Source organism: Profundibacter amoris (genome assembly GCF_003544895.1).
In the GTDB taxonomy this organism is placed as follows: domain Bacteria; phylum Pseudomonadota; class Alphaproteobacteria; order Rhodobacterales; family Rhodobacteraceae; genus Profundibacter; species Profundibacter amoris.
This window is the reverse complement of the sequence record NZ_CP032125.1, coordinates 1,184,723-1,206,012: the sequence shown is the minus strand read 5'-3', so window position 1 is coordinate 1,206,012 and position 21,290 is coordinate 1,184,723. Positions and strand designations below refer to the sequence as shown.

General features: G+C 56.4%; 23 protein-coding genes. 11 read left to right on the top strand and 12 right to left on the bottom strand.

All coding sequences use genetic code 11. The features are described 5' to 3' along the window. Positions 1 to 120 precede the first annotated feature (120 nt). The 7 genes from BAR1_RS06010 to BAR1_RS05980 all read right to left on the bottom strand — a co-directional run bounded on the left by BAR1_RS06010 (position 121) and on the right by BAR1_RS05980 (position 4,237). Positions 121 to 729 (bottom strand): superoxide dismutase, encoded by a 609-nt coding sequence (locus tag BAR1_RS06010; protein WP_118942186.1) that lies wholly within the window; start codon positions 727 to 729, stop codon positions 121 to 123. Between the two features lie 105 nt (positions 730 to 834). Further along, positions 835 to 1,314 (bottom strand): hypothetical protein, encoded by a 480-nt coding sequence (locus BAR1_RS06005; RefSeq protein ID WP_118942185.1) that lies wholly within the window; start codon positions 1,312 to 1,314, stop codon positions 835 to 837. A gap of 36 nt (positions 1,315 to 1,350) precedes the next feature. Next, positions 1,351 to 1,869, bottom strand: a complete 519-nt coding sequence (locus BAR1_RS06000) for a hypothetical protein (RefSeq protein ID WP_118942184.1) — start codon at positions 1,867 to 1,869, stop codon at positions 1,351 to 1,353. A gap of 107 nt (positions 1,870 to 1,976) precedes the next feature. Next, positions 1,977 to 2,396 (bottom strand): hypothetical protein, encoded by a 420-nt coding sequence (locus BAR1_RS05995; protein ID WP_118942183.1) that lies wholly within the window; start codon positions 2,394 to 2,396, stop codon positions 1,977 to 1,979. Positions 2,397 to 2,516: 120 nt separating this feature from the next. After that, positions 2,517 to 2,804 (bottom strand): hypothetical protein, encoded by a 288-nt coding sequence (locus tag BAR1_RS05990; protein WP_118942182.1) that lies wholly within the window; start codon positions 2,802 to 2,804, stop codon positions 2,517 to 2,519. Positions 2,805 to 3,037: 233 nt separating this feature from the next. Further along, complete coding sequence (locus BAR1_RS05985; RefSeq protein WP_118942181.1) at positions 3,038 to 3,706, bottom strand: hypothetical protein; 669 nt, start codon at positions 3,704 to 3,706, stop codon at positions 3,038 to 3,040. 117 nt (positions 3,707 to 3,823) lie between these two features. After that, the gene (locus BAR1_RS05980) at positions 3,824 to 4,237 is read right to left on the bottom strand and encodes a hypothetical protein (RefSeq protein WP_118942180.1); all 414 of its coding nucleotides are present in this window, start codon (positions 4,235 to 4,237) and stop codon (positions 3,824 to 3,826) included. Between the two features lie 204 nt (positions 4,238 to 4,441). Between BAR1_RS05980 and BAR1_RS05975 the strand changes: the two genes are divergently transcribed. Further along, a complete protein-coding gene (locus tag BAR1_RS05975) occupies positions 4,442 to 5,137 on the top strand; it encodes a hypothetical protein (protein ID WP_118942179.1) in 696 nt (231 codons plus the stop codon). A 19-nt stretch (positions 5,138 to 5,156) separates the two neighbouring features. Here the strand turns inward: BAR1_RS05975 and BAR1_RS05970 are convergent, their stop codons facing one another. The 4 genes from BAR1_RS05970 to BAR1_RS05950 form a co-directional block, all read right to left on the bottom strand. After that, positions 5,157 to 5,711, bottom strand: coding sequence for a sarcosine oxidase subunit gamma (locus BAR1_RS05970; protein WP_118942178.1), 555 nt, complete (start codon positions 5,709 to 5,711; stop codon positions 5,157 to 5,159). Then, the gene (locus BAR1_RS05965) at positions 5,704 to 8,715 is read right to left on the bottom strand and encodes a sarcosine oxidase subunit alpha family protein (protein ID WP_118942177.1); all 3,012 of its coding nucleotides are present in this window, start codon (positions 8,713 to 8,715) and stop codon (positions 5,704 to 5,706) included. Before BAR1_RS05965 ends, BAR1_RS05970 begins: the two co-directional genes overlap by 8 nt. A gap of 67 nt (positions 8,716 to 8,782) precedes the next feature. Then, the gene (locus BAR1_RS05960; protein ID WP_118942176.1) at positions 8,783 to 9,106 is read right to left on the bottom strand and encodes a sarcosine oxidase subunit delta; all 324 of its coding nucleotides are present in this window, start codon (positions 9,104 to 9,106) and stop codon (positions 8,783 to 8,785) included. A 232-nt stretch (positions 9,107 to 9,338) separates the two neighbouring features. Beyond that, a complete protein-coding gene (locus BAR1_RS05950) occupies positions 9,339 to 10,586 on the bottom strand; it encodes a sarcosine oxidase subunit beta family protein (RefSeq protein WP_118942174.1) in 1,248 nt (415 codons plus the stop codon). A gap of 223 nt (positions 10,587 to 10,809) precedes the next feature. On the opposite strand from BAR1_RS05950, the gene ccmI reads away from it, so the two are divergent. The 3 genes from ccmI to BAR1_RS05935 are packed head-to-tail and all read left to right on the top strand — an operon-like array spanning position 10,810 to position 12,735. Beyond that, the gene (gene ccmI / locus BAR1_RS05945) at positions 10,810 to 12,039 is read left to right on the top strand and encodes a c-type cytochrome biogenesis protein CcmI (protein WP_118942173.1); all 1,230 of its coding nucleotides are present in this window, start codon (positions 10,810 to 10,812) and stop codon (positions 12,037 to 12,039) included. Further along, the gene (gene ruvX / locus BAR1_RS05940; protein WP_118942172.1) at positions 12,036 to 12,512 is read left to right on the top strand and encodes a Holliday junction resolvase RuvX; all 477 of its coding nucleotides are present in this window, start codon (positions 12,036 to 12,038) and stop codon (positions 12,510 to 12,512) included. The genes ccmI and ruvX overlap by 4 nt, the downstream gene beginning before the upstream one ends. Next, positions 12,505 to 12,735, top strand: a complete 231-nt coding sequence (locus BAR1_RS05935) for a DUF1289 domain-containing protein (RefSeq protein WP_118942171.1) — start codon at positions 12,505 to 12,507, stop codon at positions 12,733 to 12,735. The genes ruvX and BAR1_RS05935 overlap by 8 nt, the downstream gene beginning before the upstream one ends. A gap of 212 nt (positions 12,736 to 12,947) precedes the next feature. Here BAR1_RS05935 and BAR1_RS05930 read toward each other — a convergent pair whose 3' ends face one another. Continuing rightward, the gene (locus BAR1_RS05930) at positions 12,948 to 13,859 is read right to left on the bottom strand and encodes an AAA family ATPase (protein ID WP_118942170.1); all 912 of its coding nucleotides are present in this window, start codon (positions 13,857 to 13,859) and stop codon (positions 12,948 to 12,950) included. Between the two features lie 152 nt (positions 13,860 to 14,011). Between BAR1_RS05930 and BAR1_RS05925 the strand changes: the two genes are divergently transcribed. The 7 genes from BAR1_RS05925 (at position 14,012) to BAR1_RS05895 (ending at position 21,285) form a co-directional block, all read left to right on the top strand. Next, positions 14,012 to 15,229: an acyl-CoA dehydrogenase gene (locus BAR1_RS05925; RefSeq protein ID WP_118942169.1), complete on the top strand. Its 1,218-nt coding sequence runs from the start codon at positions 14,012 to 14,014 to the stop codon at positions 15,227 to 15,229. 231 nt (positions 15,230 to 15,460) lie between these two features. Beyond that, on the top strand, positions 15,461 to 16,081 hold the full coding sequence (locus tag BAR1_RS05920) for a LysE family translocator (protein ID WP_118942168.1): 621 nt from the start codon (positions 15,461 to 15,463) through the stop codon (positions 16,079 to 16,081). A 277-nt stretch (positions 16,082 to 16,358) separates the two neighbouring features. Further along, positions 16,359 to 17,345, top strand: a complete 987-nt coding sequence (locus tag BAR1_RS05915) for a phosphoadenosine phosphosulfate reductase (RefSeq protein ID WP_194295021.1) — start codon at positions 16,359 to 16,361, stop codon at positions 17,343 to 17,345. Positions 17,346 to 17,401: 56 nt separating this feature from the next. After that, on the top strand, positions 17,402 to 17,746 hold the full coding sequence (locus tag BAR1_RS05910; RefSeq protein ID WP_118942167.1) for a hypothetical protein: 345 nt from the start codon (positions 17,402 to 17,404) through the stop codon (positions 17,744 to 17,746). Between the two features lie 80 nt (positions 17,747 to 17,826). Further along, positions 17,827 to 18,867 carry a dihydroorotase gene (gene pyrC / locus BAR1_RS05905; RefSeq protein ID WP_118942166.1) on the top strand — a complete coding sequence of 347 codons (1,041 nt, stop codon included), beginning with the start codon at positions 17,827 to 17,829 and terminating at the stop codon, positions 18,865 to 18,867. Between the two features lie 99 nt (positions 18,868 to 18,966). Next, positions 18,967 to 19,644 carry an orotate phosphoribosyltransferase gene (locus BAR1_RS05900; protein WP_118942165.1) on the top strand — a complete coding sequence of 226 codons (678 nt, stop codon included), beginning with the start codon at positions 18,967 to 18,969 and terminating at the stop codon, positions 19,642 to 19,644. 150 nt (positions 19,645 to 19,794) lie between these two features. Continuing rightward, positions 19,795 to 21,285: a replicative DNA helicase gene (locus tag BAR1_RS05895; RefSeq protein ID WP_118942164.1), complete on the top strand. Its 1,491-nt coding sequence runs from the start codon at positions 19,795 to 19,797 to the stop codon at positions 21,283 to 21,285. Positions 21,286 to 21,290: the final 5 nt, after the last annotated feature.

The following is a 21,290-nucleotide window of genomic DNA, read 5'->3' as shown; positions in this document are numbered from 1 at the left end:
CTCCAAATGAAAACACCCCTGCATTGCAGGGGCACCAGCCAGCAAACTTGTTGCCGAAAGCCGCGGCTGCCGTGGCTATCGCGACCGAGGCGGGAGGGCAAGAAGCCCTCCCGCAATACCCTAGGCGTTGGCCAGACGTTCGGCCACGTTTTCCCAGTTCACCAGCTTGTCCAGGAAATTGGACAGGTAAACCGGCCGCTTGTTGCGGAAATCGATATAGTAGGAATGTTCCCAAACATCACAACCCAGCAACGCGGTTTGCCCGAAACAAAGCGGGTTCACACCGTTTTCGGTTTTTGTCACCTTCAGCGTGCCGTCAGTATCCACCACCAGCCAGCACCAGCCCGAGCCGAACTGGCCCGCACCCGCAGCGGCAAACTGCGATTTGAATTCATCGACCGTGCCAAAGGCATCCTTGATGCGGCTTTCCAGCTCGCCGGGCATGGCACCGGAGTTCGGCCCCATCATTTCCCAGAACTGGGTGTGGTTCCAGTGTTGGGACGCGTTGTTGAAGATACCGTTCTGCGCAACCGCACCGGCGTCATAGGTGCCGGTGATGATGTCTTCCAGCGATTTGCCTTCCCACTCGGTGCCGGCAATCAGCTTGTTGCCGTTGTCGACATAGGCCTTGTGGTGCAGGTCGTGGTGGTATTCCATCGTTTCTTTGGACATGCCGGCATCGGCCAGCGCATCATGTGCATAGGGTAGATCGGGAAGTGTAAAAGACATATTAGCCCCCTTGATTGTTCGCGTGAAAATCTATGCTGATAGATGCAGCGCCCAAGGGGGGAAGGTCAAGGGATTTCCCTGTATCATACAATGCGACAGAACCGCTTACTTGCTGACCCTGCATTTACCGGAAGCGCCCAATGACCCGAAATAACCGGCGGCCTGGGCACTGACGATGGCCTTGTTTCCCCGTGCTTTCAGGATCGTCAAACGGTACATCCAGCGCGGAATGGTTTGATGGCGGTCATTTTTCAACCCCTTCACAGAGGTGGTCGCCCTATAGGTAAATTTCCCTAAATTCTCGCCATTTCGTCCAAGGACACCTTTTAGCACCCAACTGAGAGTAATTCGTTTTTTACTATACATAGACAAATCAGCGTGCACCGTTGTTTGCCCTGTGGCTTTGATAAGGGTGTTTTCCACGGTCGTTTTGCTAAACCGGAACGGAATGTGAAACACCAATGTTTTGGATATCCAACCGAAGTCAGGTCCGCGAGCTTTTACTTTGCACTCATAGGTCTCGGCATTGGCACTGCCGGCCAACAAAGCCGCAGCCAAGACGCCAATAATCATTTTCTTTTTCAAAACCTGTCCCTTTTCAACCCCCGAAATATAACCTGCTTACGGCCATACCCAGTCATTACCCTCACCAGCCATAAAGAAGCGCTCCTTGCCACGGGCGCTAAACGTCTGGACCGGTGTATTTGCCACCACATTCGACCATGTTGCATCCGATGTGACAGTACACCGCCCCCGCCCGCCAAACATATTGTCCCATCCACCAGGGTTCGATGACATGATCAGCTTGCCGTTGTTTTTGTAATAGGATGCACGGAAAAAGAAACGCGCGCTGCTTTCGCCGTAATCGTCATGCACCTGATGCAATGTCCATTTCACCGTTATCCGCTTTCCGGTTTCAGCAGATAGTTTGCCATGGATTGGCTGGCCCATAACTTTCTTAACCAGATCGTCATAGATCAGAATATTTCCGCTGCTGTCATCGATATTCATCAACAAAGTGCGCGGGATGAAATGGCGGGAATTATCCGGCGTAACATTGCAGGTATATATTTTGGCACTGGCAGGGCTGGACACAGCGACCCCGACAATCAGTGCAGCGATTATTGAAACGACCTTCATTCGATTTTCCCTTCTTTCAAAGATGTGGAACCAACTTCGTCCAATATAATAATTCCTAAAAGAATTTTTTAGGGAACAGCACACAAGCTTGAACAAATGTGACTGATCTATTTTTCAATCCGGCATATGCCGGAACCGCTGTACTGATTGTCATAGCCGATAGGAAATCCCCTGACACGTATCGTATGCTTGGCGCGTAAATACGTGGCGCGATACCGAATACCAGGCAGGTCTTGACCAAATACATTTGTATTTCCGCTCATCTTCACTTCCCATTTGAAGGTATAGCGTTTGGGATTTGCAACCGATATTTCAGCCTCGATCGGCCTGTCATAATACTTTTTTATGTACCCGTCATAAACCGTAATTTCCGTCTCGTCCCTATTAACTGAAAACACAATTACAGAAGCAATCCCGCCACCACGTTTAATGCTTGTAATATCGCAAACATAAACTTGGGCCAGTGCAATACTGCTTGAAAATATTGTTCCGGCCAGCACAGCAGAAAACAAGTTGATTATCTTCATCACGTAACCTTTCTCTTAACACCAATTAAAATTCTCCAAATGTGTATAATGGGCAAACTGATGGAGAACCTTTAACAGTTACACAGTAAGTTGTGACCGACATCCCACCCTTAAGTTGCATTATTTCGTCACAACGCATTTACCGGATCCCCCGAGTTCCACATCAAACCCTTTTGGAAAGCCTCTTACATATATCCGATGCGTTCTTCTGATATAAGTTGCCCTGTGATCAACCCGCGCTTTTGTTTTTTCGCTATCTTCTATCGGTATGTTGACCGTCCATCTAATTGTGTAGCGCTTATCATTTGCAACAACGATTTCCGCCGCGATCGGCTTGTCAAACTCGGCTTTGATGAACACATCATAAACCAGGGATTCATTCTTTTCTTCATCAATCGAAAAAACCAAAACCGGTGATACACCCCGGTAAAGACTGTTCGGACGGATGTTGCATTTATATGTTGTCGCCGAAGCGGCACTTGCAACAACAACCTATCCCATCAAAACGCCGGTGAACCATTTTCTAAATTTCATCACTAAACCTAATGTTACCAGATAGGGATCATTGCACACCGATAACGGGCGGTAAAGTCGCTTCCACATCCTGCGAACATCGCAACGTTCCCTGTGCTTGTGTCATTCTATTGCTGTGCCAGCCAGGCCAGACAATCTGCGCCCTTAATTACTTGCTGGGCATTCCCATTATCAAAGGAGAAGTCATAAATGATGCTATTGATCCCGCCCTTGAAGCTCCCTTGTAAAGCCGTGCAAGCCTTTTGCCCTACCGGCATATCAAGCAAAGACTTCTCCATGATGTTGGTGACAACAGCATCAATTTCACCTTCGGCATCGATGTAATAGATCACATCGTCGCCCGAAATCTCTGCCCTTATCATAGTCATCCCGTTCCCCATATCTTGGGGCAATTGCGTATTTAGCTGACGCATTCCAATCTCCAACATGACTCTTGATGTTGCGCGTGATGGGAAAAATGTCTTGGAGGCGATATTAATATTAAGCGCAGCTGCAAATATTGTCAGGCCAATTCCCATCCAGCCCCATACGCCGGGACGCCGATCATTGAATCCGGCTTTGATCATTGCTCGCACCATAAGCAACACATAAATGCAAAGCAGGATCAGCAAGACATGGTGGAACATTTCCACCCGGGCAATATCCAGATCGTTTCTGGCAGCAAGATACCCTTTGGTAATAAACTTAAAAGCAATCTTAAAAACGATTCCAACGCCAAAAACCCCTATCCAGAAGGTTTTGGCCAAACCGTATCCACCATTTAAAAACTTAAGCATGTCACCGCCTCGAGAAATGGTTCCTGTCAGTTGATCGTGAATACCAGAACAAAGAAACGGCTGATACGGTATCGGCTATCAAACCGCCCCCCCCCTAATTCGCCGCATGCTTCGGTATTATTTCGTCACGGCACACTTTCCCGTTCCAGTGAACTGGTTGTCATAACCAATCGGGAAACCCGTAATTGATAATTTGTGTGTCCGTTTTACATAGGTGGCCCGATAGTCAATCCGCGGCAATGTTTGCCCATCCGAATCCGATTTAATGGCGACAGACCATTTAAGGGTATACCGTTTGGCATTTGCCACAACGATTTTTGCTTCGATTGGTCTATCGTACACTTTCTGTACATACGCATCATAAACCATCGCTTCGGTTTCATCATCATTGATCGAAAAAACCAAAACAGGCGATATGCCACCATTGATACCACGTACCTTGATATCGCATTTATAATTCGTTGCAGAGGCGGCGCTTGCAACAACTACAGAACCCACTAGAATTCCATCAAACCATTTATTTAATTTCATAACTAAACCTATTGTTACCCGTGGGAATTATTGCACACCAATAACGGGCGGTAAAGGCAAGAAAAAGCCTTCATAATCATAGTCGCAAGGTATCCCATGCGATAAATTGACATCTATTGCCGGACGGCATAATCGATGTTTTGTATTATGACTATTTTGCATTGTTCAGGCACTTCCGAAACAATAACCACCAAGAGAAGCGTTATGAAAAAAACCACCCTACTTTCCTCGACAGTCACTGCGATCAGTTTGACCCTTGGCCTGCAACCGGCCAAAGCAGAGGATACAAACCGGTATATTGGTCTGAATTTGATCACCGGAGCACCGATGAGTGCCTTTGACGGTTTCAATACCGCCGGTGCGTTCAGCAACAAGGATACAGTTCATTCCGACTATCAGGGCATTTCCCTGACCTACGGCATTCAGGACAAATGGCATTGGAAAGGTGTCGCCATAACCCCCGAAATCGAACTGGCGTGGCTCAATGACTATGATGTCGTCTCGGCCAGTTTTCCCGGGCTGCCCAACCCCGTTTTTCACTACCGAACCAACATCCAGACCGGACGTATCGGCGCCAATCTGTGGAGCCTTGTGGAACAGGGCCAGAACTGGCGGGCCGAGTTCGGGATTGGTGGCGGATTAGCCTATCAGGAAATACAAACCGATGACACCGTTGTTAATGGTTCAAAAAGCGGCGTCAGCGGCTATGGAATGGTCGGGCTAAGGTATCTCAGGGATGTTGGTAATCAGGGGCAATTGACGGCCAGTGCCGTTGTCGTGAAAACCGGAAAAAGCAGTATATCCTTAGCCAATCTTGGAGGTGTGGATGCCGGCAATCTGTCTGTTTCAACCCTGACACCGGAATTCCGGATCGGTTATCATCTGATATTGGGTCAATAAGGCAAACAACGGCGGCGGGTTACCAGACCTCGCCGCCCTTGGCCGCGGCCGTCGTCAACAGGTCGAACGCGTATTGCGCCACGCTGCGGAACACCACCAGCGTAATCTCGTCCCCGCCCGACATCCAAAACGCCGCCGGCACCTGTGCCAGCCGCGTGCGGCGGATTTCGCCCGTCGTGAAGGTGGCCATATCCACCGGCGCCAGTTTCGCCACCACTTCGCGCACCCGCTCGCCCGTCAGGGTAAACACCGCGCGGGCGTCCGAGACATTGACCACCAGCGAATGGGTGTTGCCCAGTGCCTTTTGCAGTTTTGCCACGGTTGCTTCGGCATCCTGATAGGCCATCATCAACAGTAATTCATCCGGCGACATCCACGCCGCGCCCTTGCCATCCTTCAGGTTGATCCCGCGTTGCGCAGGCATATCCACCCCCACAGCCGATTTCACCGCCTTGGCGATCTTGGCCAATGACAGGTCACCGCGCAGGGTGATCATCCCTTGCAGGCCCATTTCCCGCACACCCACATATCCGGCAGAAGAAACGCCCTGCAACGCGCTGACAGCATTAGACATTTTGCTTCTCCCCTTCTTTGTCATAGAACACCGGATCAACGATTTTCGCGGGAACCGTAGTGCCGTCGATCAGACCGAATTCGATCACCTCGCCCATCCGGTCAGGCCCGTGCAGCACAAGTCCCATGGCGATGCCACGCTCCAGTGTGGGCGAATGGTAGGTTGACGTGACCCGCCCCTGCATATTGCGCTGCCCGTTGGCGTTTTCCCCCTCGGCCAGCGCATAGGCCCCGTCCGGCAAGACCGAGCCATCCAGCGTTTCCAGCCCGACCAATTGCCAGCGGTCCGGGTCTGCCATATGCGGGCGCTGCTGGGCGCGTTTGCCAAGGAAATCGTCTTTCTTTTTCGAGATCGCCCAATGCAGCCCCAGATCCTGCGGGATCACGGTGCCGTCGGTTTCGTCCCCGATCATGATAAAGCCCTTTTCGGCCCGCATGATATGCAGCGCCTCGGTGCCATAGGCCATCGCGCCGAATTCCTCGCCCGCCGCAAGCAGCGCATCCCAGAACGCGCGGCCCTGCGAGGCGGGCACGGCGATTTCATAGGACAGCTCGCCGGAAAACGAAATCCGGTAGGCACGCACGTCAAAACTGCCGATGCTTCCATCCGCCCAGCCCATGAACGTCAGCGCCTCTTTCGAGACATCCATGCCGCCCAGTTTCTCCAACAGTTTGCGGGCGTTGGGGCCAACCACAGCGACCTGTGCCAGTTGTTCGGTCACATAGGCAACGTAAACTTTCCAGTCCCACCATTCGGTTTGCAGCCATTCCTCCATCCACGCATGAATGTGGTCTGCCCCGCCGGATGTGGTGTGGCACAGGAAGGTGTCGTCATCGATCCGCGCCACCACGCCGTCATCCATCAGGAACCCGTTTTCATTGCACATCAGCCCGTAGCGGCAGCGCCCCGGTTTCAAGGTGGACATCATGTTGGTGTAAAGCATGTCGAGGAACCTGCCCGCATCCGGCCCCTTGACGATGATTTTGCCAAGGGTCGAGGCATCGAGCAGGCCCAGATTGTTGCGGGTGTTATTGACCTCGCGCGCCACGGCTTGCTCGTGGGTTTCGCCATCGCGCGGATAGCAATAGGGGCGGCGCCACTGGCCGACAGGTTCCATATAGGCGCCCTGTTCCACATGCCAGTCGTGCATCGGGGTGCGGCGCAGGGGCTGGAAGATGTCGCCGCGTGCCTCGCCGGCAATCGCGCCCATGGAGATCGGGGTGTAGGGCGGGCGAAAGGTGGTGGTGCCGGTTTGCGGAATGGGCTGGCCCAGCGCATCGGACAACACGGCCAATCCGTTGATATTGCTCAGTTTACCCTGATCCGTTGCCATGCCAAGAGTGGTATAGCGTTTTGTGTGCTCGACACTGGCATAGCCTTCGCGGGCGGCAAGCTGCACGTCCGAAACCTTCACATCATTTTGGAAATCCAGCCACATTTTGGCGCGCAGTTCCGGCGTGGCTTTGGCGGGCATGATCCAGACGGGGGCCATCAATGCCTCATCGGTCGGGCGCGCCTTTGGCGGCCCCGCCCTTTTCGGCGTGAACCCTGCCGCTTTGGCGGCGGATTTGCCTGCCGCGTGAGCATCTTTCAGCACTTCGGGCGTGTCCATCGCGCCGCTGGCGATGCCGGCGGTCAGCACGAAACCTTGCCCATCGGCACCGGTGGGCGGGCGTTTAGGGTCGGGGGCGAAATGGGCCTGATCATTGATCCAGTTCAGCTTGCCGCCGCAATGGGACCACAGGTGCACCACGGGGGACCACCCGCCGGACATCGCCACGCAATCGCATTTGATTTCCTCGCGCGCGCCGCCGTCGCCATCTTGCAGGCAGACGTCCACGCCGGTCACCCGTTTACCGCCCTTGACCTTGGCAATAGCGCGGCCCTCGCGCACCTCGATACCCAGGGCGCGGGCCTGATTGGGCAAGTCGCTGTCAACCAGCGGACGGGCGTCGATAATGGCGGGCACGTCCAATCCCGCCTGTTTCAACGCAATTGCAGTGCGGTAAGCGTCGTCATTGTTGGTGACCACCACGGTGCGCTGCCCCACGGCCACGCCCCAGTTCACCAGATAATCGCGCACGGCAGAGGCCAACATCACGCCGGGGATATCGTTGCCCGCAAAGGACAGGCTGCGTTCAATCGCACCGGTGGCGGTGATGATCTGTTTCGCCCTGATCCGCCACAGCCGGTGGCGCGGGGCATCGGTATCGGGCGCGTGGTCGGTGATCTGTTCATAGCCCAGCGCATAGCCGTGATCGTAAACGCCAGCGCCCGAGGTGCGGGTGCGGATGGTGACGTTGTCCATGGCTTGCAATGTGGCCAGTGTCTGCGCAACCCAGTCTTCGGCGGGTTTGCCGTCAATTTCCGCCCCGTCCACCGGAGCGCGGCCGCCCCAATGGGCGGTTTGCTTGATCAGCAGCACTTTGGCACCGGATTGCGCGGCAGCAAGTGCGGCTTGCAGACCCGCGATACCGCCGCCAACCACCAGCACATCGGTGAAGAAATAGAAATGCTCGTAGCGGTCCGCATCGCGTTCCTTTGGCGGTTTACCAAGACCGGCAGAGTGGCGCACGATCGGTTCGAACAGGTGTTTCCATGCCACCCGCGGGAACATGAAGGTTTTATAATAGAACCCGGCGGGCAGGAAGCGGGCGGCATAGTTGTTCACCACGCCCACGTCGAAATTCAGGCTGGGCCAGTGGTTTTGCGATGTGGCGTTTAGCCCGTCGAACAATTCGGTGGTGGTGCTGCGCTGGTTCGGCTCGAACCGCGCGCCGTGGCCCATGTTCACCAGCGCGTTGGGTTCTTCCCCGCCGCTGGCCAGCGCGCCGCGCGGGCGGTGGTATTTGAACGAGCGGCCCATCAGCATCTGGTCATTGGCCAAAAGGGCCGAGGCCAGCGTGTCGCCGAGGTAGCCGCCAAGAGACTGGCCATTGAAGGTAAAGGTGACGGGGGCGGCTTTGTTCAGGAAACGGCCCATGTTGGGGATGCGGGTGCTCATTTTTCAAGCCTTGTGCAGATGGAGGGGCCGGAGCCTGCGGCGCAGGTATTTCGGGCAAGAAGAAGGCTCATGTCCAGCCCTCCCAATCGGGGCGTTTTTGTTTGATCTTTTTGATCAGGTCGGCGGGCGGCTGTGTGGTCTGGGCGCTGTAGGTGCCGAACACTTCCAGCGTCATGGTGCAGCGGGCGGCGTGGAACCATTTTCCGCAGCCGTTGCTATGCCGCCAGCGTTCAAAATGCACGCCCTTGGGGTTTTTGCGATAGAACAGGTAGGATTGCAGATCTTCGTCCGAGGCGCCTGTGCCAAAGCGGGTCAGATGGGCCTCGCCGCCCGCATGGAGTTCGGTTTCTTCGGCTGCCACGCCGCAGTATGGGCAGGTTAGGATTAGCATATTTGCCGTCCTTGTATTGAAAACTTATGTTTCATTCCTATTTCAATTCGATGGAAATTTTGGCCGGAGTCTTTTCGCTTGTTTTCGAGATTATATTCTACTCGCTCTTCGATTCTTTCCTTAGAAAACCGGATGAAGAACAATACTGGACTAAACCACGCAAAACCGACGCAATAGCAAACGCGAAACAGATTGCAGTCCTTCGACAAGAGCTTGAGCAAATGAAGCGCCATCAGTGAGCCACCCCCGCCGCAACGCTTTCATCAATGAACCGCCCCTCGGCGAAGCGGTCCAGCCCGAATTCGGCGCATAGCGGTCCCGGTTGCCCGTTGGCCATCATTTCCGCCATCGCCCAGCCCGATCCCGGAATGGATTTGAACCCTCCCGTGCCCCAGCCGCCGTTGATAAAGCAGTTGCCCAGCGGCGTGGTCGAGATGATCGGCGAGCGGTCCCCTGTCACATCGACAATCCCGCCCCACTGGCGCATCATTTTCATACGGGAAATCATCGGGAAGGTTTCGACCAGTGCGCGCACTGTTTCCTCGATATGATGGAAGGATCCGCGCTGGGTGTAGTTGTTGAACATATCCGTGCCGCCACCAATCACGAATTCGCCCTTGTCCGATTGCGAGATATAGCCATGCACCGTGTTGGCCATCACCACCACGTCAAGGCAGGGTTTGATCGGCTCGGACACTAGCGCCTGAAGGGCGACGCTTTCCATCGGCAGACGGAACCCCGCCATACGCGCCAGATCGCCGGAATTGCCGGCCACCAGTATCCCCAGCTTCTTGCAACCGATCGGGCCGCGGGTGGTTTCAACACCGGTGACCTGTCCGTTTGACTGGTTCACCGCCGTGACCTCGCATTTCTGGATGATGTCCATGCCCATGCCGGAACAGGCGCGCGCATAGGCCCATGCCACCGCATCATGGCGGGCCGTTCCCGCACGTTCCTGCCACAGCGCGCCCAGAACAGGGTAGCGCGGGCCGGAGATATTCATGATCGGCACAAGTTCCTTGACCCGCTGCGGGCTGATGAATTCGGTTTTCACCCCCTGAAAGGCGTTGGCCTGTGCGGTGCGCTGAAAGCCACGGATTTCGTGTTGGGTCTGGGCCAGCATCATCACGCCGCGCGGGCTGAACATGACATTCATGTTCAGGTCCTGCGACATGGTTTCATACAGGCTGCGGGCCTTTTCATAGATCGCGGCTGACGGGTCTTGCAGGTAGTTGCTGCGGATGATGGTGGTGTTGCGGCCTGTATTGCCGCCGCCCAGCCAGCCTTTTTCAAGGATCGCCACATTGGTGATGCCGAAATTCTTGCCCAGATAATAGGCCGTAGCCAGCCCGTGCCCACCTGCCCCGACGATCACCACGTCATAGGATTTCTTGGGTTCGGGGGAACGCCACGCCTTGCCCCAGCCGGAATGGTAACGCAGGGCCTCGCGGGCGATGGCAAATGCGGAATAACGTCTCATATCTCGAATCCCCTAAAGGGGCATAGCGGCCCCTGCACCACAGTATTGATACGCAACACGACTTTAGCCGCGCACGCCTGCGGCACAATGGGGAAAATATGCGACATATCCGCAATTTGCAGGTGCTGTCGTATCTGTGATCTGCCTGCGGCGGTTTCACCCTTTTGCGCTGGCCGATTTCACGATACACGGGGGGCGGATTTTAACGAAAGGCGAAAACCCTATGGTGTTCTGGATTGTGATTGGCGTGCTTATTCTTGTAGTGGCTGCACTGCTGGCATTGGCGCTATTGCGCGGGCGGGATACGGGGGTGGCCGCCGCCGAATATGATTTGCAGGTATACCGCGACCAGTTGGCCGGGGTCGAGCGCGATCTGGAACGGGGCGTGGTGTCCAAGGAAGAAGCCGCGCGGATCAAGACCGAGGTGTCGCGCCGGATTCTGGATACGGATAAGGCCTTGCAGGCGGCCGAAGAGGTGCATCGCGCGCCAAAGGCAATGACCTATGGCGCCATTCTGGCATCACTGGTGTTGCTGGCCGCATCGGTCGGGGTTTACCAGAAGATCGGGGCGCCGGGCTATCCTGATCTGCCGTTAAAACTGCGTATAGCCGAGGCCGAGCAGGCCCGCGAGAGCCGCCCGTCGCAAGCCGAGATCGAGGCACAGGTGCCGCCAATGGCCGTAGATGTCGATCCGCGTCAAAAGGAATTGGTGGCCAAGCTGCGCACAGCCGTTGCCGCACGGCCTGATGATTTGAAGGGGCATGAATTGCTGGCCGGAAACGAGGCCGCGCTGGGGAATTACACCGCCGCCTATCGGGCGCACCAGCGGGTGATCGAAATCAAGGGGGCGGATGCCACCGCCGATGATTATGCCGACCTGGCCGATCTGATGATCGTGGCCGCCGGTGGATATGTTTCGCCAGAGGCCGAGGGCGCATTGAAAAAGGCGCTGACCCTTGATCCGGAAAACGGCAAGGCACTGTATTATTCGGGTCTGATGTTTGCCCAGAACGGGCGTCCCGATGTGACCTTCCGCATCTGGAAGGACCTGCTTGAGGCCAGCAATCCGAATGATCCGTGGATGCAACCCATCATCGCCCAGATCGAGGACGCGGCAGCCTTTGCCGGTGTGGATTACCGCGTGCCACCGATGATGCGTGGCGGTGGCGGTTTGGCAGGGCCGGATGCAGGGGCGGTGGCGGCGGCTTCGGAGATGACCGCCGAAGAACGTCAGGATATGATCCAGAACATGGTTTCACAACTGTCCGAGCGACTGGCAAGCGAAGGTGGCAGCGCGCAGGAATGGGCGCAGTTGATCGGCGCATTGGGTGTGCTGGGCGACAAGGACCGTGCGGCAAGAATCTGGGGCGAGGCACAGCAGGTCTTTGCCGGTGACAGTGCCGCACTGGAAACTGTGCAGGCTGCGGCGGTGCGGGCCGGTGTGGCTGAATGATCTATGACGCGATCGAGGATTTCGCCGCCGCCCTGCCGCCGATGCGCGCGCTTGCGGGGCTGGATCTGGGGACCAAGACCATCGGGGTTGCCGTGTCGGACAATTTTCTGACCGTTGCCACCCCGCTGGAAACCGTCAAGCGCAAGAAATTCGGCGTGGATGCAGCACGCCTGCTGGAAATCGCCACCGAACGTAATCTGGGCGGATTCGTGTTGGGATTGCCGCGCAATATGGATGGCTCCGAAGGGCCACGCTGCCAGTCGACCCGCGCCTTTGCCCGCAACCTGTCGCGCCTGACCGATCTGCCGATCGGGTTCTGGGACGAACGCCTGTCCACGGTGGCCGCCGAACGTGCGTTGCTGGAGGCCGATACTTCGCGGGCACGAAGGGCCGAGGTGATCGACCATGTGGCGGCCGGATACATCCTGCAAGGGGTGATGGACCGTCTGGGGCATTTGAAACGGGATGGATAAGGTCTGGAAACGCGACGAGGTGCAATCGCCTTGCGTCAACATTTGCGTAATCCACCCCGAGGCGCGGTTGTGCACGGGGTGTTATCGCAGCATGGACGAGATTTCGCGCTGGTCGGTGATGGACGAGAGCGAGCGGGCAACGATTATGGCCGAGCTGGACGCACGCAAGCCATTGGTGGTGAAGCGCCGTGGTGGACGGGCGGCGCGATTGAAACGGGCGTGATTTGCGGCAGGTTTTGCGCCCGCTGACGCGGTCGCCCCGGGCTCGCCCCTGACGGGGCTCGCCGTTGCCTGCGGCGCAGGTATTTAAAGCGCATCCAATCCATTCAGAATCATGTATTCACACAGCACCCCGAGGCAGCGTTTGCGCAAGAAAATGCGTTCGGGGTGTTGAGTGGATTCAATTTGATTGGATTTGCTTCCGGCAAGAAGAAGTCAGGCCGTATCGAGCGAGGCCTTGGCGTCGTTCAGGATTTTGGCGATTTCGCCACTGGCGATTTTCTGGATGTCGTCCTGATATTTCAGGATCGCGCCCAAGGTGTCGGCGATGACATCGGGCGACAGATCAATCACATCCAGCGCCAGCAGGCATTTTGCCCAGTCGATGGTTTCGGCCACGCCGGGTTTCTTGAACAGATCCTCGGTGCGCAGCCGCTGGACAAAAGCGACCACCTCGCGCGATAGCGCAGCACTCGCCTCTGGCGCGCGGGCTTGCAGGATTTCAAGTTCGCGTTCGAACGTCGGGTATTCGACCCAGTGATAGAGGCAGCGGCGTTTCAGGGCATCATGCACTTCGCGGGTGCGGTTGGAGGTCAGGATCACAATGGGCGGTTCTGGCGCCTTGATGGTGCCCAGTTCGGGGATAGTGACCTGAAAATCGGACAGCGCTTCCAGCAGGAAGGCCTCGAACGGCTCGTCCGTGCGGTCCAGCTCGTCAATCAGCAACACGGGCGCACCACCTGGCTGCGGGCTCATTGCCTCGAGCAGCGGGCGGCGGATCAGGTAGCGTTCGGAAAACAGCTCGTCCACCAGTGCTTCGCGGTCCGTGCCCTCGACCGCTTCGGCGGTGCGAATTGCCACCATTTGTGCGGCAAAGTTCCATTCATAGACGGCGCTGGATGCATCCAGCCCCTCGTAACATTGCAACCGGATCAGGCGACGGCCCAGCGCGGCGGAAATGGCCTTGGCGATTTCGGTCTTGCCAACCCCCGCCTCGCCCTCCAGAAACAGCGGCCGGCCAAGGCGCAGCGCCAGAAACACCACCGTGGCCAGATCGCGGCCGCAGATATAGCCCTGTTCGGCCAGCAGCGCCGTTACATCGTCAATCGAGGTTATGTCGTGGCCCATCTTTACCCTTTCGTTTCCCCGATCAGACTGCACGCAGGGGCGGCAAGGTCAAGGGGGCAGATTTTCATTGCATCTGCGATGATTTTCCTTGCGACTCCCGCCGCAAACCGCTTCTAGTGGCCCTGCGAAACCCAGACTGGAGAGAAACCGCCATGACAACGCCCGTGCTAAAGCCCAAAGATGCCCCCGACCTGTCCCGTTTCGACTGGGAAGATGCGTTCCGGCTGGAGGACCAGTTGAGCGAGGACGAGCGCATGTTGCGCGATGCGTCCCGCGAGTTTGCGCAGGGCGTGTTGCAGCCACGGGTGATCGAGGCCTATGCGAATGAAACCACCGACCCGGATATTTTCCGCGAAATGGGCGATGCCGGTTTGCTGGGCACCACGATCCCCGAGGAATACGGCGGGCTGGGCGCGAATTATGTCACCTATGGTCTGGTGGCGCGGGAAATCGAGCGGGTGGACAGTGGCTATCGCTCGATGATGTCGGTGCAATCGTCGCTGGTGATGTATCCGATCTATGCCTATGGCACCGAGGAGCAGCGGCAAAAGTATTTGCCCGGACTGGCCGCCGGCAGCCTGATTGGCTGTTTTGGCCTGACCGAACCCGATGCGGGGTCCGACCCCGGCGGCATGAAAACGCGGGCCGAGAAAACCGCGACCGGCTACAGGCTGACCGGCAGCAAGATGTGGATATCAAACAGTCCGATTGCCGATGTGTTCGTGGTCTGGGCCAAATCCGAAGCCCACGGCGGCAAGATCAAGGGCTTTGTGCTGGAAAAGGGCATGAAAGGGCTTTCCGCGCCGAAAATCGGCGGCAAGCTGTCGTTGCGGGCGTCCATTACCGGTGAAATCGTGATGGATGGTGTCGAGGTGGGCGAGGATGCCCTGCTGCCCAATGTCGAAGGCCTGAAGGGGCCGTTTGGTTGTCTGAATCGCGCCCGTTACGGTATTTCGTGGGGGGTGCTGGGGGCGGCCGAATTCTGTTGGCACGCGGCACGGCAATACGGGCTGGATCGCAAGCAGTTCAACAAGCCGCTGGCGCAAACCCAGTTGTTTCAGAAGAAACTGGCCGATATGCAGACGGAAATCACGCTGGGCCTGCAAGGTTCCCTGCGAATCGGCCGCCTGATGGACGAGGCCAACGCAGCCCCCGAAATGATCAGCCTGATGAAGCGCAACAACTGCGGCAAGGCGCTGGATATCGCCCGCATGAGCCGGGACATGCACGGCGGCAATGGTATCAGCGAGGAATTCCAGGTGATCCGCCATATGGTGAACCTTGAAACCGTGAACACCTATGAGGGCACCCATGATGTGCATGCGCTGATTTTGGGGCGGGCACAGACCGGCTTGCAGGCGTTTTTCTAGGGGGTGGATATGATCACAGTTGTAACAGTCATGCTGTTTTTGTTAACGCCACAGCCATTGCAACCTTTTGTGATCCTGTTTATCGTGGCCTGATTGTCATTTATTAAAGGTGCCCCCGATATGGAAGCTGATCCAACAATCGGTCTGATTTTCCTGACCCTTGTCCCTGCCCCGTTTCTGGTGCCTGTCATCCTGATCGGCGCGGGATTTGTTTTCGGGATAAGCTGACCCGTGCCGCTGGACCTATGGCTTGCCTTTGCCGCGGCGTCCTTTGTGGTGGTGGTCATTCCCGGCCCGACAATCCTGTTGGTGGTGTCCTATGCGTTAACGCAAGGGCGGCGCGTGGCTGTGGCCACAGCGCTTGGCGTGGCGCTGGGGGATTTCATCGCGGTTTCCCTGTCATTGGCAGGGCTTGGGGCAATCCTGCTGACCTCGGCGTGGGCGTTTACCGCGCTGAAGTGGATCGGCGCGGGTTATCTGGTATTTCTGGGGATCAAACTGTTGCGCAGCCCGCCGCACCTGAAAGATGTGACAGCCCCCATACCAACACCGGCCAAACGGATATTCGCCCATTCGGCACTGGTCACGGCACTAAACCCGAAGGGGATCATCTTTATCATCGCCTTTGTGCCGCAATTCCTAAGCGCTGACCTGCCGGTGATGCCGCAATTCCTGACCATGCTCGCCACCTTTGTTGGTCTGGGTGCGATAAACGCACTGGCCTATGCGATGCTGGCGGACCAATTGGGGCAGCGCATCCGCAGCCCGAAAGTGCTGACCTGGGTGAACCGCACAGGCGGTGTGGCATTGATTACAATGGGCGCGTTAACGGCGACATTACAACGGAACTGATCCCCCAAATCTATAGTGGCGGCATTAGAACAGCCCCTCAACTATAGGTAAATGTCTGAAAACCATCACAGATTATTGACTGCCAACAATCGGCTTACCCTTGAAACAGTCGTGGAAAGCACCCAACTATTTACAGTCTGGCAACAAAGCAGGCCAATCAAACGAATTGGCGATGCCTCACTGAAAAACACCCGCTTTTCAAGCGATTTCATTCACATTTTCGCCGTATTTGAATGGAATATCAGCCATACTGAATATCTAAGGAATACCCGAAAACATGGACGACCCGCGCACCCCTTCTGGTTCGGATGACGCTGACAAGCAGGAATGGCTTGCTCGCCTGGAAGATGTAGGCGAAGAGCCGGGATATTTCAAACCGCTGGGCAACAACCACTATGCAGTCCTGACCGAGGGGTCATCGACCCTGTTGGTCACATTTGAAACCATCGAAAGCATCCGCAAGAATACCGAGGATGAAATGCCGCTGGGGTTCGAACTGATTGCCGAAAAAGGCTGGTCCCACCTTGGTATCCTTACCGAAGGGTGCACCTGGTTTCGCAGCAGATCGGTTTATGACTATTTTGACAGCTTGCTGGATGAAGGGTTTTTCGAGGAATTCGACCATGTGGTTTTCATGGGATCCGGCATGTGCGGTTATGCTGCGGCAACCTATTCGGTTGCGGCCCCCGGTTGCACCGTGCTTGTGTTCAACCCACAGGCGACTCTGGATCCGCGCGTGACCGAATGGGACCACCGTTTCAAATCCAGCCGCCGCGTGTCGTTTACAGACCGGTACGGGTTTGCCCCCGATATGGTGGACGCAGCCAATCAGGTTTTCCTGCTGTATGATCCCGAAGAAGAAATGGACGCCATGCACGCAGCACTGTTTACCCGTTCGCATGTGACCAAATTGCGATGCCGGTTTCTGGGGCGCGACATTATGAAGGCCATGATCCAGATGGATATCCTGCAACCACTGGTCGACGCGGCCTGTGAAGATATGGATGTGGCAAAGCAGTTCCATCAATTGTATCGCGCACGGCATGAATATGCCCCCTACCTTGGGCGCGTGTTGACCCATCTGGACGATGATGACCGTTGCATCATGTCAGGGATGTTATGCCGCTATGCTGCCAGCCGGGTAGAAGCGCCGCGGTTCAAAGAACGGTTGGAAAAAATCGAAACCCGTTTGAAATCGGCAGGAAAAACCCTGCCCAACATTCGGCGGACCCGTAAAAATGTTGCTTTTCAACCCCTGGATTAGCAATTTATTTAGAATTTTCCATAAAACTCCCTTTGAACACAGTAAGGGAGATTGAAATGCTACATCAGATGCCGGCCGACGAACTTGGCCATGTTCGCAAGGAAATTCAGGCGCTGCGGGCCCGCGAAATCGAGCTGCGCAAATGCTTTACCGATGAATGCGACGATGGCGTGTTTGAAGGCTGCGAGTATGATGTCGAAGTGAAATATCGCAAACGCCGGGTGCTGGCCAGAAACCGGTTGCCATCCGACATCCTCAATGACCCGAAATATTTCGATATCCGCCTTGCCCCGGTTGTGCGTGTGGTCAAGCGCAAGGAACAGCGCCTGCCTTTGGGGTTTGGTCCTGCAGGAATGATTGCTGCACAGGATAATTTCGACGTGGTCGAGGCGTGGAATTAACAGGATCACTGGTAAAAAACCTGCCCGCATAGAAATTTGCCATAGCTTGACGGCCCCGGATTGTGTAATCGGGGGCCATCATGACCGATCAAATCACCCTCCGCCGCCCGGATGACTGGCACCTGCACTTGCGCGATGGCGCAATGCTGGCCGCTGTTTTGCCCGAAACCACACGCCATTTTGCCCGTGCCATCATCATGCCCAATCTGGTGCCGCCGGTGGTGACGTCAGCGGATGCAATCGCCTATAAGTCGCGGATCATGGCCGCCCTGCCCGATGGCACGGATTTCACTCCGCTGATGACGCTGTATCTGACAGAGGAAACCGATGCCGATGACGTGGCCGCGGCCCATGCTTCGGGGCTGATCTCGGCGGTGAAACTGTATCCGGCGGGGGCGACGACCAATTCGGCCTCGGGGGTTTCGGACTTTGACAAGGTGCGCGGTGTGCTGGAACGCATGGCCGAAATCGACCTGCCCCTGTGCGTGCATGGCGAAGTGACCGATGCCGACATAGATATCTTTGATCGCGAAGCGGTGTTTATCGACCGCGTGCTCGACCCGATCCGGCGCAAAACACCGGGCTTGCGTGTGATCATGGAACATATCACCACCGCTGACGGGGTGGACTATGTGCAAAGCGCCGATCGCGATCTGGCGGCGACCATCACCACGCACCACCTGATCATCAACCGCAACCATATTCTGGTTGGCGGCATCAAACCGCATTACTACTGCCTGCCGGTCGCCAAACGCGAAAGCCACCGTCTGGCCCTGCGCGCCGCTGCCACTTCGGGGGATACGCGGTTCTTCCTTGGCACCGACAGCGCCCCGCATACCGATGCCAACAAGCTAAGCGCCTGTGGTTGCGCCGGCTGCTTCACCGCCACCAACACCATGCCAATCCTTGTCCATGTGTTCGAAGAAGAAGGTGCGCTGGACCGGCTGGAAGGGTTCACATCTTTGCACGGTCCTGCATTCTATCGCCTGCCCGTCAATGAAACCACAATCACCCTGACCAAATGCGCGCCATCGCCCACGCCCGAAAAACTGATCACCAATGAGGGCGATGTCACCATATTTGATCCCGGATTCGATCTGTTGTGGCAGGTCACGTCCTGATATATCTTTGTTCCATAAATATCCGCGCCGCAGGCAAGAAAACTATTATGCCTCCGGCGGGGATATTTTAAAAAAGAAGAAGCGCAAAAGGTTCTGCTGATGATCCCCTCGACCTACCCTTCCAAAGAAGAAATCGCCCGCCTGACCGCGAAAATGCTGTTGGAAATCAAGGCGGTGCATTTTAACGCGGTCGAGCCGTTCACACTGGCCTCGGGCCTGCCCAGCCCGACCTATATTGATTGTCGCAAGCTGATCAGCCATCCGCGGATCCGGTCTACCGTGATGGATTTCATGGTCACCACCGTGATGCGGGACGCAGGATTCGAGGCGTTCGACAACATCGCCGGCGGGGAAACCGCAGGCATCCCCTTTGCCGCGCTTGTGGCCGAACGCATGGCCTTGCCGATGAGCTATGTGCGCAAGAAACCCAAGGGGTATGGCCGCAATGCGCGAATCGAGGGCGATATGAGCGAGGGGCAGCGGGTTTTGCTGGTCGAGGATCTGACCACCGATGGTGGCTCCAAACTGTCTTTTGTCGATGCGATTCGTGAAACCGGGGCGACTTGTGCCCACACTGCGGTGATTTTTTACTACGACATTTTTCCAGAAACCGGGAAAACCTTGGGCGATCACGGGGTTACCCTGCATCACCTGTGCACATGGTGGGATGTTCTGACCGAGGCCAAGGCCAGCGGTGCCTTTGATGCGGCCACTCTGACCGAGGTCGAAAGCTTTTTGTCCGCCCCGAGGGCCTGGCAGGATGCGCGAAAAAAATAAACGCGCAAACGGGCCACAATTCGTGTATATTGCGGGTTAAATAATGCCAACCACCAAATGTGGACAGTTTAATCTATCCACAGATTTATACAATTTGCACCGCCAACGCGGTGCGTTTAAACAATTTCCGGTGGGACAGACAGGTGGGACATGAACGAAATTGCGCCGATAAATTCAACCCGGGACGAGGCAGGCATCAGCGACGCCCTGCCCCATAACATCGAGGCCGAACAGCAATTGCTGGGCGCGATCCTGACCAACAACGATATTTACGACCGCGTCGCGGCGATCATCGGCCCGCAGCACTTTTTCGAGCCAACGCATGCGCGCATTTTCGAAGTAGCCGCCAGCCGGATTGCCAAAAACAATCTTGCTTCACCCGTCACGCTAAAGGCGTTTCTGGAGGATGACGAAGGGCTGAAAGAGCTGGGTGGCGCTGCCTATCTGGTGCGGCTGGCGGGGGCGGCTATTTCCGGTTTTGCCGCCCGTGATTATGCGCAGATGATTTACGATCTGGCGATTCGGCGCGAATTGATCGGGCTGGGCCGCGAGATTTCGGACAAAGCGGGCAAGGTCGATATTGCCTCGGAACCCAAAGAGCAGATCGTCGAGGCCGAACAGGCGCTTTATGCGCTTGGCGAACAGGGCCAGACCGACAGCGGGTTTCAATCCTTCCTGAAGGCCGTGACCGATGCGGTGAATGTTGCCAACGCCGCCTATCAGCGCGATGGCGGACTGGCGGGGATTTCAACCGGCCTGACCGATATGGACAAGAAGCTGGGCGGATTGCACCGTTCGGATTTGCTGATCCTTGCGGGTCGCCCGTCGATGGGGAAAACATCATTGGCAACCAACATCGCTTATAATATCGCCAAGGCCTATCAAAAGGGCACGCTGCATGATGGCACCGAAGGGGCGGTGAATGGCGGGGTTGTCGGGTTTTACAGCCTCGAGATGAGCGCCGAACAACTGGCCGCGCGTATCCTGTCCGAGGCAAGTGAAGTGCCCAGCGAACAGATCCGCCGGGGCGACATGACCGAAGAGGAATTCCGCCGGTTTGTCGAGGCCGCCAAACAGCTGGAAGCCTGCCCGCTTTATATCGATGACACCCCCGCCCTGCCGATCAGCCAGTTGGCTGCGCGCGCGCGCCGTCTGAAACGCACCCACGGGCTGGATGTGTTGTTCATCGACTATCTGCAACTGGTGCGCCCCGCCACCGCCAAAGACAGCCGTGTGAACGAGGTGTCGGAGATCACGCAGGGGCTGAAGGCGATTGCAAAAGAGCTGGATATTCCGGTGGTCGCCCTGTCGCAGTTATCGCGTCAGGTGGAAAACCGTGATGACAAGCGCCCGCAACTGTCGGACCTGCGGGAATCGGGATCGATCGAGCAGGACGCGGATGTGGTGATGTTCGTTTACCGCGAGGAATATTATAAAGAGCGCGAAAAACCGGGTGATCACGAGCTGGACAAAATGCAGGTCTGGATGGACGAAATGGAAGCCCTGCGCGGCAAGGCCGAGGTGATCATCGGCAAGCAGCGCCACGGCCCGATCGGCCATATCGAGCTGAGCTTTGAAGGCCAGTTCACCCGTTTTGGCAATCTGGTCAAACCGTGGCAAGGGGGCGGGGACAGCTTCTAGAGTCT

Excerpts from the sequence above, each read along its gene's own strand:
- BAR1_RS05935 (WP_118942171.1), top strand. The coding sequence starts at position 12,505 with ATGGATAAGGTCTGGAAACGCGACGAGGTGCAATCGCCTTGCGTCAAC.
- pyrC (WP_118942166.1), top strand. The coding sequence starts at position 17,827 with ATGACCGATCAAATCACCCTCCGCCGCCCGGATGACTGGCACCTGCAC.
- BAR1_RS05975 (WP_118942179.1), top strand. The coding sequence starts at position 4,442 with ATGAAAAAAACCACCCTACTTTCCTCGACAGTCACTGCGATCAGTTTG.
- BAR1_RS05925 (WP_118942169.1), top strand. The coding sequence starts at position 14,012 with ATGACAACGCCCGTGCTAAAGCCCAAAGATGCCCCCGACCTGTCCCGT.
- BAR1_RS05995 (WP_118942183.1), bottom strand. The coding sequence starts at position 2,396 with ATGAAGATAATCAACTTGTTTTCTGCTGTGCTGGCCGGAACAATATTT.
- ruvX (WP_118942172.1), top strand. The coding sequence starts at position 12,036 with ATGATCTATGACGCGATCGAGGATTTCGCCGCCGCCCTGCCGCCGATG.
- BAR1_RS06000 (WP_118942184.1), bottom strand. The coding sequence starts at position 1,869 with ATGAAGGTCGTTTCAATAATCGCTGCACTGATTGTCGGGGTCGCTGTG.
- ccmI (WP_118942173.1), top strand. The coding sequence starts at position 10,810 with ATGGTGTTCTGGATTGTGATTGGCGTGCTTATTCTTGTAGTGGCTGCA.
- BAR1_RS05950 (WP_118942174.1), bottom strand. The coding sequence starts at position 10,586 with ATGAGACGTTATTCCGCATTTGCCATCGCCCGCGAGGCCCTGCGTTAC.
- BAR1_RS05930 (WP_118942170.1), bottom strand. The coding sequence starts at position 13,859 with ATGGGCCACGACATAACCTCGATTGACGATGTAACGGCGCTGCTGGCC.
- BAR1_RS05900 (WP_118942165.1), top strand. The coding sequence starts at position 18,967 with ATGATCCCCTCGACCTACCCTTCCAAAGAAGAAATCGCCCGCCTGACC.
- BAR1_RS05970 (WP_118942178.1), bottom strand. The coding sequence starts at position 5,711 with ATGTCTAATGCTGTCAGCGCGTTGCAGGGCGTTTCTTCTGCCGGATAT.
- BAR1_RS05915 (WP_194295021.1), top strand. The coding sequence starts at position 16,359 with ATGGACGACCCGCGCACCCCTTCTGGTTCGGATGACGCTGACAAGCAG.
- BAR1_RS05980 (WP_118942180.1), bottom strand. The coding sequence starts at position 4,237 with ATGAAATTAAATAAATGGTTTGATGGAATTCTAGTGGGTTCTGTAGTT.
- BAR1_RS05960 (WP_118942176.1), bottom strand. The coding sequence starts at position 9,106 with ATGCTAATCCTAACCTGCCCATACTGCGGCGTGGCAGCCGAAGAAACC.
- BAR1_RS05895 (WP_118942164.1), top strand. The coding sequence starts at position 19,795 with ATGAACGAAATTGCGCCGATAAATTCAACCCGGGACGAGGCAGGCATC.
- BAR1_RS05910 (WP_118942167.1), top strand. The coding sequence starts at position 17,402 with ATGCTACATCAGATGCCGGCCGACGAACTTGGCCATGTTCGCAAGGAA.
- BAR1_RS05965 (WP_118942177.1), bottom strand. The coding sequence starts at position 8,715 with ATGAGCACCCGCATCCCCAACATGGGCCGTTTCCTGAACAAAGCCGCC.
- BAR1_RS06010 (WP_118942186.1), bottom strand. The coding sequence starts at position 729 with ATGTCTTTTACACTTCCCGATCTACCCTATGCACATGATGCGCTGGCC.
- BAR1_RS05985 (WP_118942181.1), bottom strand. The coding sequence starts at position 3,706 with ATGCTTAAGTTTTTAAATGGTGGATACGGTTTGGCCAAAACCTTCTGG.